The organism is Streptomyces sp. NPDC001634 (assembly GCF_040298185.1).
Taxonomy (GTDB): Bacteria; Actinomycetota; Actinomycetes; order Streptomycetales; family Streptomycetaceae; genus Streptomyces.
Window position 1 is genome coordinate 133,054 of record NZ_JBEOZU010000014.1, and the last position, 13,202, is coordinate 146,255.

Consider the following 13,202-nt stretch of genomic DNA (forward strand, 5'->3'; position numbering starts at 1 on the left):
GTTTCGCAGGTCCCGTCGCTCCGGGGTGAGTCTCAGGGACGGAACACGGGCCGGGCCCAGTCCGGCGGCTCGGGCGCCTCCGGAGTGACGACCTGGGTCGGGGGATGCCCCGCCCGGCCGGTGCCCGCTGTCGCCGCGCGGAGGGCCGCCACGAACGCGCGGCACGAGTCGTACCGGTCGCCCGGGCTCTTGGCCAGGGCCTTCGCGAAGACCGCGTCGACGGCGGCGTCGAGGTCGGGGCGCTGCCCGGTGAGCGGCGGCGGCTCGTCGTACTGGTGGGCCCACAGCAGAGCCATGTCGTCCTCGCGCCGGAACGGCGGCGTCCCGGCCAGGGTCTCGTAGACCACGCAACCGAAGCCGTAGACGTCGCAGCGCTCGTCGACCGGCTTCCCCGAGATCTGCTCCGGCGCGATGTAGTCCAGCGTGCCCACGAGCTGGCCGGCCGTGGTGAACCCGGACAGCGACAGCGACTTCTTCGTGAGGCCGAAGTCCGTCAGGTAGACATGCTCGGGGTGCTCGCTGTCCGTGCCCTCGGCGACCAGGATGTTCCCGGGTTTGACGTCGCGGTGCACCAGACCGTGGTCATGCGCCGCGTCCAGCGCGGAGGCCACCTGGGTGGCGATCCTCAGCGCGGTCGCGACGGGCAACGGGCCCTCGCGGTCGAGGAGTCGGCGCAGATCGCGTCCGGAGACGTACCGCATGGCGATGTAGAGCACGCCCTCCGTCTCCCCCGCCTCGTAGATCGGCACGATGTGCGGGTGGTCGATGGCCGCGGCCACCCGGGACTCGTGTGTGAAGCGCCGCCGGAACGTGTCGTTGCGGGCCAGTTCGGGCGCGAGCAGCTTCAGCGCGACGGTCCGGTCCAGGCGCAGGTCCCGGGCGCGGTAGACGACGGCCATGCCGCCGCGGCCGATCTCGTGCTCGACCCGGTAACCGGCGATCCGGTTGCCGGTCGGTTCGGAGGGGGGCCCGGAGAACGGGCCGATGTCGTGCGTCATCGGGCATCACCGCGGGCGCGTGGGACGGGACCGGCCCGCCTCGTCCGCGGCGGCCGACGGCTCCTCCGTGGCCGCGTAGGTGCTCAGCAGCGTCCCTTCGCAGTAGGCCCATCGTTCGCGCCCGGCTTCGTACAGCCATACGGACTCGCCGTCGACGACGACCCCGATCCTCAGGCCCCGCGTGCGTTCACGGAATGACTCGCCGTCCAGGCGGCCCGCCGCAAGGTCCTCGGCCGCCGCACGGTAACGGGCGAGTGCCTCCTCGGCGCGGGCGAGCAGCGGGCGCGGGTCCGCTGTGCCGGCGGGCGGGCCGCCCGTGCGCGGTGGCGCCTGCGGTACGGGGACCAGGAGGCGGCCGTCGACCCATGTCGACCAGCCGTTCTCGCACATGATGCGGCTCCAGTCGCCGCGCCGGTCGAGGAGCTGGACGGGCAGCAGGGCCGCGAGCGGCGCCGCGGGCCGGGACGGGTCCGGGGTCTCCCAGGCGGGCAGCCCGTCCGGGGGAACGACGTGGGTCGGGCGGAAGCCGGGGGTGGTCATCGCCGTCACTTCCGCATGACCGCGGGCTCGTGCCGGCGCAGCAGACGGGTGACGGCGAGGCCGCAGAGGACCGAGAGCACGACGAGCATGCCCATGTCCAGCAGCCAGGTGCCCGTCGCGTGCCGGAACAGGGGGTCCGTCTTGTCGGGCGCGAGCCGTACCAGGTCGATCGTGCCGGCCATCGCGCCGAACGCCCAGCGCGAGGGCACGAGCCAGGACAGCTGGTTCAGCACCGCCACCCCGTCGAGCGTCAACAGGGCGCCGCAGAACACCACTTGGACGATGGCCAGGAGCACAAGGAGCGGCATGGTGACCTCCTCCTTGCGCACCAGGGCGGAGACGACCAGACCGAACATCATCGCGGTGAACGCCAACAGGGCTACGGCGAGGGTGATTTCCACCAGGGGCGGCATCAACACGCCCTTGCTCCCCGGTACGTTGAGGTGCACGCCGAGCAGTGCCACCAGGGTCAGCACGACGGCCTGGAGCACCGTGACTGCGCCGAGCACCACCACCTTGGACATCAGGTACGCCGATCTGGACAGGCCGACGGCCCGCTCCCGCTGGTAGATCACGCGTTCCTTGACCAGTTCGCGCACGGCGTTGGCCGCGCCGGTCAGCACGGCGCCGACGCACAGGATGAGCAGGGCGTTCAGCGCCGTCTCCTGGGTGAAGCTGCCCTTGGCGAGCGCGCGGGCCATGGCACCCATCACGAACGGCAGGGCGACCATGATCACGAGGAACGTACGGTCGGCGCCGAGTGCGGCCGCGTACCGCCGTACGAGTGTGCCGAGCTGGGCGCCCCAGCTCTGGGCCTTCGGCGGCGGGCCGACCGCCACCGCGGGGGCGGGGGCGGGCAGATGCGGCTGTGCGGACGAGTTGACGATGTACTGGCGATGGAACGGCGAGTCGCGGTACTCCCCCGCCCAGTCCCTGTCGCGGTCGCGTTCGAAGGCCTCGAAGGCCTCCGGCCACTGCTCGAAGCCGAAGAACGGCAGAGTGTCGTCGGGCGGCCCGTAGTAGGCGATCTTGCCGCCCGGGGCGAGCACCAGCAGCCGGTCGCAGACGTCGAGGCTGAGCACACTGTGGGTGACGACAATGACCGTGCGGCCGTCGTCGGCCAGGCCCCGCAGCATGTGCATCACCGAGCGGTCCATCCCCGGGTCGAGGCCCGAGGTCGGTTCGTCGAGGAAGAGCAGGGACGGCTTGGTGAGCAGCTCCAGGGCCACACTGACGCGTTTGCGCTGGCCGCCGGAGAGGCTGTGGATGGGCTGCCCGGCGCGCTGCTCCAGGCCCAGCTCGCGGATCACCTCGTCGACCCGGGCCAGCCGCTCCTCCTTCGCCGTGTCCTGCGGGAAGCGCAGCTCGGCGGCGTATGTGAGCGCGCGGCGGACGGTGAGCTGGGCGTGCAGGATGTCGTCCTGCGGGACGAGCCCGATGCGCTGGCGCAGCTCCGCGTAGTCCCGGTACAGGTCACGGCCGTCGTACAGGACCGTGCCGCGGTCCGCGGGGCGCTGTCCGGTGAGGGCGTTGAGCAGGGTGGACTTGCCCGCGCCGCTGGGGCCGACGACGGCGAGCAGACATTTCTCGCCGACGGGAAACGACACCTGGTCGAGGAGGGTCTTGCGGCCGCGGTCGACCTCGACGGTCAGATCCTGGACGTCGAGCGAGACCTCGCCGGTGTCGACGTACTCCTGCAGCTCGTCGCCGACCAGGCAGAACGCGGAGTGGCCGATGCCGACGATGTCACCGGGCGTGACCGGGGCGCGGGTGACGGGCCGGCCGTTGAGGAAGGTGCCGTTGTGACTGTCGAGGTCTACGATCTCGTATGTGCCGTCCGGGTGGGCCCGCAGCTCCGCGTGCCGGCGGGAGACGACCAGGTCGTCGATGACCATGTCGTTGTCGGCGCCGCGGCCGATACGGACGGTGCGGCTCGGCAGCGGGCGCACGGCCGTCGGATTGCGGAAGGTGCCGGTGGCGGCGGGCAGGGAGACGTACGAGGGGCGCTCCGTCGTACGGTCCACGAGGACGGCGCGGGGGCCGTCGGAGGCGTTGCCGAAACGGATCACCGTGCCGGCTCGCACTCTTCCCTCGCGCATACGGTGACCGTCGGCGAACGTGCCGTTGGTGCTGTTCTCGTCCTCGATCACCCAGTGGCCGTCCTCGGCGCGCAGGACGGCGTGGTGCCAGGAGACCCGGAGGTCGTCCAGGACGATGTCGCTCGAGGGATCCCGTCCGACGTGATAGGCGCGGCCCGGACTCATCACGGTGGAGCCCGTCTCGGTCTCCAGGACGAGTACAGGCGCGGTCGGGGCATCGACCGGCCGCTGTGTCATGCCCAGAATTCTAGCGATGGGGCCCCATTTGCGCCCGGTCTGTGACGCACTGCGAAAAGGTCAGGCGGCGGGGGTGGAGAGCGCGGGGACGAACCGCTGCATGCGCAGCGCGTCCACGGACTCGGCGAGCAGCTCGTATTCGGTGGTGTCGTCGCTGATGGCGACACGGACCAGCCGTCCGGCGGCCAACTCGTCGGCCACCCGCTCCTGTTGGTCACCGTCGCCGCACCAGGCGCGCAGGACGCTCGGGACGTCCGGCACGGTTTCGGCGACGGGGGCGATGGAGTTGGGCGGGAAAAGAGGGTTGTCGGGGTGCGGATCGAGCCGTTCGGCGATCCAGGAGGCACGGTCCCGCATCCACCACAGGGCGAGCGCCAGGGTGGGCGCCCGATAGGTGCCCAAGGGGACGCCGACGCGCTGACCTCCGCATATACCGTATGCCGTCACATGGCACAGGAATTCGTCGTGCACGATAGCTCCCCCAGTGCGGTGCTCGGTGCCGGATCGGCCCGTGGTGCCTTGCATGCGCTCGCTGTGCACGTGGGTGATCCGGTCGCGGAGCGCGGTGGCGCTTTTCGGGCGTGGCCGAATCACCTGTCATTCGAGTATCGCCACTCCTGACACTCTGTCACCATGCCATTTCAGCCAGTCTCTTGGCATATTCACTGACGCATATGGCTGAAACGAGTGGCCACCTGGCCGTCATGGCCGCATGGGCGTCCTTACCCCGGAGGTAATCGACCCTCCGGGCGCGTCCGGGCATCGTTGCGGTGTCGGCCCCACCAGGCACCTCGCCCCGGGGGTCCGGCTCCTGACCAGCGCATACGACCTCGATGGAGGCTGATCCGCCATGTCCGCAGACAACAACCGTTACGAGTCCGCCGTCGCCCGCTACTTCGAGGCGTGGAACGCGGGTGACCCTCAGACGCTGGCGAAGGCGGTCGCCGCCGCGTGGACCGCGGACGGAAGCTACACCGATCCGCTGGCCGACGTCAGCGGGCACGAGCAGATCGCCGCCGTCATCGCCGGTGCGCACGAGCAGTTCCCGGGCTTCTTCTTCCGGCTGTCCGGTGCGGTCGACGGGCACCACCACATTGCCCGCTTCGCCTGGGAACTGGTGAGCGAGGCGGACGGCTCGGCGCCCATCGCCGGCTTCGACGTCATCGCCCTGGACAACGACGGGCGCATCCGCAGCGTCCACGGGTTCCTGGACCGCGTCCCTTCGGGCGCGGCCTAGGACACCAACGGGCACCGGCCTAGGAGATCGGGCCGGGCCAGACCGGGGGCGGCTCTTCGTCGTCCCCCGGGCTGCCCGGCGTGCCGCCCTCACCGCGCTCGGCGCCCCTCGTGTCCGCCTTCCCCTTCGCCTGCGGCGCCGCCTTCTCGTCCGTGGGCGTCCTCTCCCTCAGGCTGAGGACCAGCTCGTCGCCCACGGCGTCCGCGCCGACCGTGTCCCCCGGGTTCAGCGTGCCGTCCAGCAGCATGTTCGACAGCCGGTTGTCGAGTTCGGTCTGGATGGTGCGGCGCAGCGGCCGGGCCCCGAACTCCGGCTGGTAACCGCGGTCGGCCAGCCACTCCTTGGCCGCCTCGGTGACCTCCAGGTCGATCTGCTGGGCATGCAGCCGGCGCCGGGTGCCCTCGAGGAGCAGGTCGACGATCCGGACCAGGTCCTCGCGGCCCAGCGAGTGGAAGACGATCACCTCGTCGATCCGGTTGAGGAACTCGGGGCGGAAGTGCGCCTGGAGCTCAGCCATCAGGTCGTCCCGGATCTCCTCGATGTCGCCGTGGTGATCGAGGATGTGCTTGGAGGCGATGTTGCTGGTCATGATGACGACGGTGTTGCGGAAGTCGACCGTGCGCCCGTGGGCGTCGGTCAGCCGTCCGTCGTCGAGGACTTGAAGCAGCAGGTTGAACACATCCGGGTGGGCCTTCTCCACCTCGTCGAACAGCACGACGCTGTACGGCTTGCGGCGCACCGCCTCGGTGAGCTGGCCGGCTTCCTCGTATCCGACGTAGCCGGGCGGGGAGCCGACGAGCCGGGAGACGGTGTGCTTCTCCTGGAACTCGCTCATGTCGAAGCGGACCATGCGGTCGGGGTCGCCGAAAAGCAGTTCCGCAAGCGCCTTGGCCAGTTCCGTCTTGCCGACGCCGGTCGGACCGAGGAAGAGGAAACTGCCGGTGGGCCGGTTGGGGTCACCCATGCCGGCCCGGCCACGGCGGACGGCCTGGGCCACGGCGGTGACCGCCTTGTCCTGGCCGATGACGCGCTCGTGCAGCACGTCCTCCAGCTTCATCAGCCGCTCGCGCTCGGTCTCGGTCAGCTGGGAGACCGGGATACCGGTCCGTGCGGACAGTACTTCGGCGATGTCCTCGCCGGTGACGTCGGGCGTCGGTACCCCGCCCTCGCCGAGCGAGCCGAGCCGCCCCTCCAACTCGGTGATCTGCTGCTTGAGTTCGGCCGCACGCTCGAAGTCCTCGGTGCTGACCGCCTCGTCCTTCTCCCGGCGCAGCCGGGTGAGGCGGTTCTCCAGATCCTCGGCCTCGATCGAGCCGCCCACGCTGCGCAGTCCCACCCGGGCTCCGGCCTGGTCCATGAGGTCGATGGCCTTGTCGGGCAGGAACCGGTCGCTGATGTAGCGGTCGGAGAGGGCGGCCGCGGAGTCCAACGCCTCGTCGGTGTAGCGCACTTGGTGATGGGCCTCGTATGTGTCGCGCAGCCCGCGCAGGATCTCGATCGTCTCGTCGACCGTTGGCTCGGGCACCATGACCGGCTGGAAGCGGCGTTCGAGCGCGGCGTCCTTCTCGATGTGTTTGCGGTACTCGTCGATGGTGGTGGCGCCGACGACGCTGAGGTCGCCGCGGGCGAGCGCGGGCTTGAGGATGTTGCCCGCGTCCATGGAGCCCTCGCCGGTGGCTCCCGCGCCGACGACGGTATGCAGTTCGTCGATGAAGAGGATGATGCCCTTCTCGGCCTTGGTGACCTCGTCGACGACCTTCTTCAGCCGTTCCTCGAACTGCCCCCGGTACTGGGAGCCGGCGACGAGGCCTGCCAGATCGAGGGAGACCACACGGCGGTCGTGCAGCGCCTTGGGGACCTCGCCCGCGACGATGCGCTGGGCCAGCCCCTCGACGATCGCGGTCTTGCCGACGCCGGGGTCGCCGATGAGCACCGGGTTGTTCTTGGTCCGCCGCGAAAGAACCTCGATAGTCTGTTCGATCTCGGTGGCCCGGCCGACCACGGGGTCGAGGCGTCCGCTGCGTGCCTCGTCGGTGAGGTCGCGCCCGTACTCGTCGAGTGACGGGGTGTCCGGGTGCCCGCCGGCCGCGCGCCCTTCCCGGGCGGCTCCGCTCAGCGCGCCCGGCGATGCGCCCTCGGCCCTGAGGGTCCGGGCGAGCGGGGAGCGCGGATCTTCGAGCAGCGCGCTGAGGACGTGCTCCGGACCGATGTACGAGGCACCGGCCGCCTGGGAGCGGGCGTGGGCGGCGAGCAGGGCGCGCTTGGCCGCCGGAGTCAGCGCGGGTTCTCCGGTGCCGGTCCCGGTGGGCAGCGATTCCTGGAGGTCGGCGGCGAGCCGGTCCGGATCCGCGCCGGCCTGCTCCAGCACCTGGCGCCCGGCGGGTACCTGAGTCGCGGCCCACAGCAGATGAACGGCGTCGAGATCGGCCCCGTCCTCGGCCGCCCGTCCGGCCGCGGCGGCGAGCAGTTCCTGCGCGGAGTCGCTGAGGAGACGTCCGATGGGGACGCGCTGCACGGCCGGCGGGGAGGTCGCCGGGCTCATACCGAAGAAACGGTTGAAGAGTTCCGAGAACGGGTCGCCTGACCCGAAGGGTGAGATCGTCACGATTGACCACCCGTCCGGCGGACGACACACGGCCGCGCGTCGCTCGCCGTTGTCGATTTGCCCGTACCCGCCCAGTCTTGGCCAGGTTGCACGGGGGCACAACCGCAGTACCCTCCGGGAAAAATCGGGGCGATTGGGTGGGGACGGGCGACACGGTGACGGTGCACCTGGAGGAACGGCTCGCCCGGTGAGTCAGGACCCCGCCGCGTGCCGGTAGCGCCGGGGTGCGATGCCGACCGTGTGCTTGAAGGCGTTGCTGAACGCACTCTCCGAGGTGTAGCCGACGGACCGGGCGAGGGCCGCCACCGGTGTCTCCTCCTCCCGCAGGGCGCGCGCGGCCAGGCCCATCCGCCAGTCGAGGAGGTACGTCAGGGGCGGCACGCCGGCCGCCTCCCGGAAGCGCAGGGCGAAGGTGGTCCGGGACATGGCGGCGGCCCGGGCCAGTTCCTCCAGCTGCCGGGGGCGCGACGGGTCACCGTGCATCAGGCGCAGCGCCGGGGCGAGCCGCTCGTCGGCGAGGGCCCGCAGCCAGTCGGCCGGAAGAACGCCGGCATCGGTGAGGCAGACGCGCAGCACCTGGACGAACACCGGCCGTACGAGCCCTTCGCCGCCTACGGCCAGTCGAAGACCGCCAACGCCCTGTTCGCGGTCGAGCTGGACCGCCGCGGGCGGGCCCAGAGCATCCGGGCGTTCGCCGTGCACCCGGGCATGATCATCGACACCCGGTCTCGCCAAGCACATCTCCGAGGACGTGATCCGAGCTGCCGGTGCTCTCGACGAGGAGGGCCGCCCCGTACGGGACCCCTCCCGGCAGTTCAAGACGATTCCGCAGGGTGCGGCCACCAGCGTGTGGTGCGCGACCAGCCCGCAGCTCGACGGCCTTGGCGGGGTCTACTGCGAGAACTGCTGCATCAGCCGGCTGGTGGCCGAGGCCGACGAGGCGGCCTGGCGGGCCGGCTCGGAGACGACCGGCGTGCTCGGGTACGCGGTCGACCCAGAGGCGGCCGCCCGCCTCTGGGAGGACAGCGAACGTCTTACGGCTTGATCGCTGCGATGACCGCGTCGATCCGTGCCAGCTCGTCCGCGTCGAAGTCCAGGTTGCGGATCGCCGCGACGCTGTCCTCCACCTGCTGCGGGCTGCTCGCGCCGACCAGGGCCGACGTCACACGGCCGCCCCGCAGCACCCAGGCCAGCGCCATCTGGGCCAGCGACTGGCCGCGGGACTTGGCGATGTCGTCCAGCTCGCGCAGCTGCCCCACCAGGTCCTCGGTGACCGCGTCGGCGTTGAGGAACGGGCTGTCGCTCGCGGCGCGCGACCCCTCCGGGATCCCGTCGAGGTAGCGGGAGGTCAGCAGCCCCTGCTCCAGCGGCGAGAAGACGATGGAGCCGACCTGGAGCTCGTCCAGGGTGTCGAGGAGTCCGTCCTCGGGACGGCGGTCCAGCATCGAGTAGCGCGGCTGGTGGATCAGCAGCGGAGTGCCCAGTTCGCCGAGGATCCGGGCCGCCTCCCGGGTCTGCTCCGGCGAGTAGTTGGAGACGCCAACGTAGAGTGCCTTGCCCTGCTGTACCGCCGAGTGCAGGGCGCCCATCGTCTCCTCCAGCGGAGTGTCCGGGTCCGGACGGTGCGAGTAGAAGATGTCGACGTAGTCCAGGCCCATCCGCTTCAGGCTCTGGTCGAGCGACGACAGCAGGTACTTGCGGGAGCCCCATTCGCCGTACGGGCCCGGCCACATGAGGTAGCCGGCCTTGGTGGAGATGACCAGCTCGTCGCGGTAGGGCGCGAAGTCCGCCCTCAGGGCGTCGCCGAAGGCGGACTCGGCGGCGCCGGGCGGCGGGCCGTAGTTGTTGGCCAGGTCGAAGTGCGTGATACCGAGGTCGAAGGCCCGGCGCAGGATCTGCCGCTGGGTCTCCACCGGACGGTCGGGGCCGAAGTTGTGCCACAGGCCGAGCGAGAGCGCGGGCAGCTTGAGCCCGCTGCGTCCGGTGCGGCGGTAGGGCATGGTCTCGTAGCGGGCGGGATCTGCCGTGTACAACGTGCACTCCAAAAGGGGTGTTTCCTGACGACGCGGTCCACTCTCGCGTGCCCGTCCGGCAGCGGTCCAACAGAGGAATCGGATGGGATTCAGCGTCTACGCTTCTCAATCATGGAATTGCGCCATCTCCAGCACTTCGTCGCGGTCGCCGAGGACCGGCACTTCACCCGGGCAGCGGAACGGCTGATGGTGTCGCAGTCGGGGCTGTCCGCCTCGGTCCGCGCCCTGGAGCGGGAGCTGCAGGCCCCGCTGTTCGTGCGCACCACACGTAGCGTCACGCTCACCGAGGCCGGGCGCGCCCTGCTGGCAGAGGCCGAGCGCATCCTGGCCCAGGTGCGTGCGGCCCGGGAGGCAGTGGCCGCCGTCCAGGGCGTGCTGCGCGGCACGCTGTCACTGGGCACCGAGCAGTGCATCGCCGGCGTGGACGTCGCCAGGCTGCTCGCCCGGTTCCGCCGGCGGCATCCCGACGTGGAGATCCGGCTGCGGCAGACGGGGTCGGGCGCGCTGGCCGAGGAGGTCACTGCCGGGCGGCTCGATCTGGCCTTCACCTACCGGACCGAGGCGGACACGGAGCAGCTCCGCTCCGTGTCGCTGACCAGCGAGCCGATGACGGTGCTGTGCCACCCCGCTCATCGCCTCGCCACGGCCGCCGCCGCGCTGACGCCGGAAGACATCGGCGACGAGGTCTTCGTCGACTTCCACCCGGACTGGGGGCCGCGCCGCACGACCGATGCCGCCTTCGCCGCCGCAGGCGTCGGCCGTACCGTCGCGCTGGAGGTCAACGATGTGCACAGCCTCCTCGACCTGGTCGACGAGAACCTCGGCATCGCCGCCGTACCGCGGCATTTCCGGCACAAGCGGGAGTCGCTCACCGCCCTTCCGCTGAAGGGCACCGGTGAAAGGGTGTACGAGACCGTCGCCCTGCTGCCGCCGCCGCAGGCCACGAGTCCTGCGGCCCGGGCGCTGATGGCGCTGCTGAAGGAGGACTGACGGCCCTGCCGGCGACCGGGACGCGCGGGGGACGGCGATGCGCGATGGTGGTCCCATGCATGCCAAGGACATTCTCATCGACGCGTACAGCCGCATCCAGGAAGAAGTCCATGCCGCCGTCGGCGGGCTGGGTCCGGACGAGATCAACGCCCTGCCCACCGCGGAGACCAACTCCATCGCGTGGCTCGTCTGGCATCTGACCCGGGTGCAGGACGACCACATCGCCGACGCCGCCGGCCTCGACCAGGTCTGGCTGTCACAGGGCTGGGAGAAGCGCTTCGGGCTCGATCTGCCCCGCCGGGACACGGGGTACGGCCACCGCCCGCAGAAGGTCGCCAAGGTGCGAGTGGAGTCGGGCGACCTGCTCACCGGCTACTACGACGCCGTGCACGAGCAGACGCTCGGCTTTGTGCGGGGGCTGGCCGCCAAGGACTTCGAACGCATCGTGGACGAGCGCTGGGACCCGCCGGTCAGCCTGGGCGTACGGCTGGTCAGCGTCCTGTCCGACGATCTGCAGCACGTCGGACAGGCCGCCTATGTACGAGGGCTGCTTCAGAGCGCGGTCTCGTAGCCGGGCAGGATCACGTCCCGGATCAGGGCACTCCGCTCGTCGAACGGGATGAACGCGCTCTTGACCGCGTTCACCGTGACGGTGCGCAGGTCCTCCACCGTCCAGCCCGCCTCCTCGACCAGCAGGGACATCTCGCGGGTCATCGTCGTACCCGAGACCAGCCGGTTGTCGGTGTTGAGGGTGACCCGGAAGCCCAGGTCCTTCAGGGCCGTGATGGGGTGCTCGGCGACCGAGGTGGCGGCACCCGTCTGGAGGTTGGAGGTCGGGCACATCTCCAGGGCGATACGGCGGTCGCGCACCCAGCCCGCGAGCCGGCCGAGCTTGCCGTCGACGATGTCCTCGGTGATGCGCACACCGTGGCCGATGCGCTGGGCGCCGCAGACCTGAAGGGCCTGGTGGATGCTGGGCAGACCGTGCGCCTCACCGGCGTGGATCGTGAAGGGCACGCTCTCGCGGCGCAGGTGCTCGAAGGCGGCCAGATGGTCGGCGGGCGGGAAGCCGTCCTCGGCGCCGGCGATGTCGAAGCCGACGACACCGGCGTCGCGGAAGGCCACCGCGAGGTCGGCGATCTCCCGGCTGCGGTCGAACATGCGCATCCCGCACAGCAGGGTGCCGACCCGCACCGGGGTGCCCGCGGCAGCCGCCTTCGCCATGCCCGCCGCAAGACCCTCCTGCACGGTCTCGACGACCTCGGGCAGGGTGAGGCCGCCCTTCAGCATCAGCTCGGGGGCGTAGCGCACCTCGCCGTAGACGACGCCGTCCTCGGCGAGGTCGAGGACGTACTCCTCGGCGGTGCGCAGCAGGCCCTCGCGGGTCTGCATCACGGCGAGGGTGTGCTCGAAGGTGGCTATGTAGCGCACGAGGTCGCCGGAGTTGGCGGCCTCGTAATACCAGTCGGCGAGGGCCTGCGGGTCGGTGGTGGGCAGGGTGTGGCCGACCGTCTCCGCGAGTTCCACGAGAGTGGCGGGGCGCAGACCGCCGTCGAGGTGGTCGTGCAGCACGGCCTTGGGCAGGCGGCGGAGGGTGTCGGTGTCGATGCGCGGGGCGGTCATGTGCGGTGGTTCCTCGGCAGGTGGTTCTGAGAGCGGATCGTTGTGGAGTGGGGCTGCTCGGCCTACTCGGCGGGCTGGAGCAGGTCCCAGCGGTTGCCGTACAGGTCCTGGAAGACGGCGACGGTGCCGTACGGCTCGTGCCGCGGTTCCTCCAGGAAGGTCACGCCGGCGGTGGTCATCCGGGCGTGGTCACGGGCGAAGTCGTCGGTGTGCAGGAAGAAGCCGACGCGCCCGCCGGTCTGGTCGCCGACCCGGCCGCGCTGGGCCTCGTCCTTGGCGCGGGCGAGCAGCAGCCCGGTGCCCGGGCCGGCGGTACCGGGCTCGACGACGACCCACCGGGAGCCGTCCAGCCGCGGTTCGTCGGCCGCGAGCCGGAACCCCAGGGCCTCGGTGTAGAAGCGGATCGCCTCGTCGTAGTCGTCGACGACAAGGGTGACCAGGGCGATGCGTCTCATCGGGCCTTCCGGTAGGTGAAGCGTTATACGTAACACGTAGCGTACGGCATCCCGTCAAGCGAACTGCCGTGCGATGCATTGCACCAGCTTCCCCGGACGACGCCACCGTCCGGCGTCGTCCCGGACCGCGCGGAGCTCCGGGCCGCTCAGCGCCCCTCTCCGGGCCGCTCAGTACCCCTCTTCGCCCTGGGCGATCTCGACCTCGTGATGGAAGCCGATGACTCCGGTCGCCGACGCGCCGACGGAGAGGGTGGCGCAGGCGAGCAGGAGGGCGGCGATCCAGGGGGCCGCCCGGTGCGGGGCGCGCGGTGCCGCGAGCAGGGCGGCGACCCGCTGCGGCACCGGTCCCGTGGTCGCTGCGGGCGCGAACGACGGCCGCTCCTCG

General features: G+C 71.0%; 12 protein-coding genes and 2 pseudogenes. 4 read left to right on the forward strand and 10 right to left on the reverse strand.

Annotation, left to right across the window (positions count from 1 at the left end):
- Positions 1–32: 32 nt before the first annotated feature.
- The 4 genes from ABT186_RS12040 to ABT186_RS12055 are packed head-to-tail and all read right to left on the reverse strand — an operon-like array spanning position 33 to position 4,345.
- The gene (locus tag ABT186_RS12040) at positions 33–998 is read right to left on the reverse strand and encodes a serine/threonine-protein kinase (protein WP_351924829.1); all 966 of its coding nucleotides are present in this window, start codon (positions 996–998) and stop codon (positions 33–35) included.
- Between the two features lie 6 nt (positions 999–1,004).
- The gene (locus ABT186_RS12045; protein ID WP_351924831.1) at positions 1,005–1,538 is read right to left on the reverse strand and encodes an SH3 domain-containing protein; all 534 of its coding nucleotides are present in this window, start codon (positions 1,536–1,538) and stop codon (positions 1,005–1,007) included.
- A 5-nt stretch (positions 1,539–1,543) separates the two neighbouring features.
- Positions 1,544–3,874, reverse strand: coding sequence for an ABC transporter ATP-binding protein/permease (locus ABT186_RS12050; RefSeq protein WP_351924833.1), 2,331 nt, complete (start codon positions 3,872–3,874; stop codon positions 1,544–1,546).
- A 60-nt stretch (positions 3,875–3,934) separates the two neighbouring features.
- Positions 3,935–4,345 carry a hypothetical protein gene (locus ABT186_RS12055; RefSeq protein ID WP_351231477.1) on the reverse strand — a complete coding sequence of 137 codons (411 nt, stop codon included), beginning with the start codon at positions 4,343–4,345 and terminating at the stop codon, positions 3,935–3,937.
- Positions 4,346–4,724: 379 nt separating this feature from the next.
- On the opposite strand from ABT186_RS12055, the gene ABT186_RS12060 reads away from it, so the two are divergent.
- Positions 4,725–5,111 carry a nuclear transport factor 2 family protein gene (locus ABT186_RS12060; RefSeq protein WP_351924835.1) on the forward strand — a complete coding sequence of 129 codons (387 nt, stop codon included), beginning with the start codon at positions 4,725–4,727 and terminating at the stop codon, positions 5,109–5,111.
- Between the two features lie 19 nt (positions 5,112–5,130).
- Here ABT186_RS12060 and ABT186_RS12065 read toward each other — a convergent pair whose 3' ends face one another.
- The gene (locus tag ABT186_RS12065) at positions 5,131–7,716 is read right to left on the reverse strand and encodes an ATP-dependent Clp protease ATP-binding subunit (protein WP_351231471.1); all 2,586 of its coding nucleotides are present in this window, start codon (positions 7,714–7,716) and stop codon (positions 5,131–5,133) included.
- A gap of 192 nt (positions 7,717–7,908) precedes the next feature.
- Positions 7,909–8,307, reverse strand: a pseudogene (locus tag ABT186_RS12070) (helix-turn-helix transcriptional regulator); the annotation flags it as partial.
- A gap of 160 nt (positions 8,308–8,467) precedes the next feature.
- On the opposite strand from ABT186_RS12070, the gene ABT186_RS12075 reads away from it, so the two are divergent.
- Positions 8,468–8,761: an SDR family NAD(P)-dependent oxidoreductase gene (locus ABT186_RS12075; protein ID WP_351231469.1), complete on the forward strand. Its 294-nt coding sequence runs from the start codon at positions 8,468–8,470 to the stop codon at positions 8,759–8,761.
- On the opposite strand, the gene mgrA is transcribed toward ABT186_RS12075, so the two are convergent.
- Entirely contained in the window at positions 8,751–9,749 is a 999-nt protein-coding gene (mgrA, locus tag ABT186_RS12080) for an L-glyceraldehyde 3-phosphate reductase (protein WP_351924837.1), read from the reverse strand. The two genes, ABT186_RS12075 and mgrA, sit on opposite strands and share 11 nt — an antisense overlap.
- Positions 9,750–9,860: 111 nt before the next feature.
- Here mgrA and ABT186_RS12085 point away from each other — a divergent pair, with 111 nt between their 5' ends.
- Together ABT186_RS12085 and ABT186_RS12090 are read left to right on the forward strand one after the other, a co-directional pair.
- Positions 9,861–10,739: a LysR family transcriptional regulator gene (locus tag ABT186_RS12085; RefSeq protein ID WP_351924839.1), complete on the forward strand. Its 879-nt coding sequence runs from the start codon at positions 9,861–9,863 to the stop codon at positions 10,737–10,739.
- A 55-nt stretch (positions 10,740–10,794) separates the two neighbouring features.
- Positions 10,795–11,310 carry a mycothiol transferase gene (locus tag ABT186_RS12090; RefSeq protein WP_351231463.1) on the forward strand — a complete coding sequence of 172 codons (516 nt, stop codon included), beginning with the start codon at positions 10,795–10,797 and terminating at the stop codon, positions 11,308–11,310.
- On the opposite strand, the gene ABT186_RS12095 is transcribed toward ABT186_RS12090, so the two are convergent.
- From ABT186_RS12095 to ABT186_RS12105, 3 genes and pseudogenes are all read right to left on the reverse strand, one after another.
- Positions 11,292–12,362: an adenosine deaminase gene (locus ABT186_RS12095; protein WP_351231461.1), complete on the reverse strand. Its 1,071-nt coding sequence runs from the start codon at positions 12,360–12,362 to the stop codon at positions 11,292–11,294. The two genes, ABT186_RS12090 and ABT186_RS12095, sit on opposite strands and share 19 nt — an antisense overlap.
- Positions 12,363–12,424: 62 nt before the next feature.
- Positions 12,425–12,817: a VOC family protein gene (locus ABT186_RS12100; RefSeq protein ID WP_351231459.1), complete on the reverse strand. Its 393-nt coding sequence runs from the start codon at positions 12,815–12,817 to the stop codon at positions 12,425–12,427.
- Positions 12,818–12,985: 168 nt separating this feature from the next.
- Positions 12,986–13,202: pseudogene (locus tag ABT186_RS12105) on the reverse strand (M56 family peptidase); the annotation flags it as partial.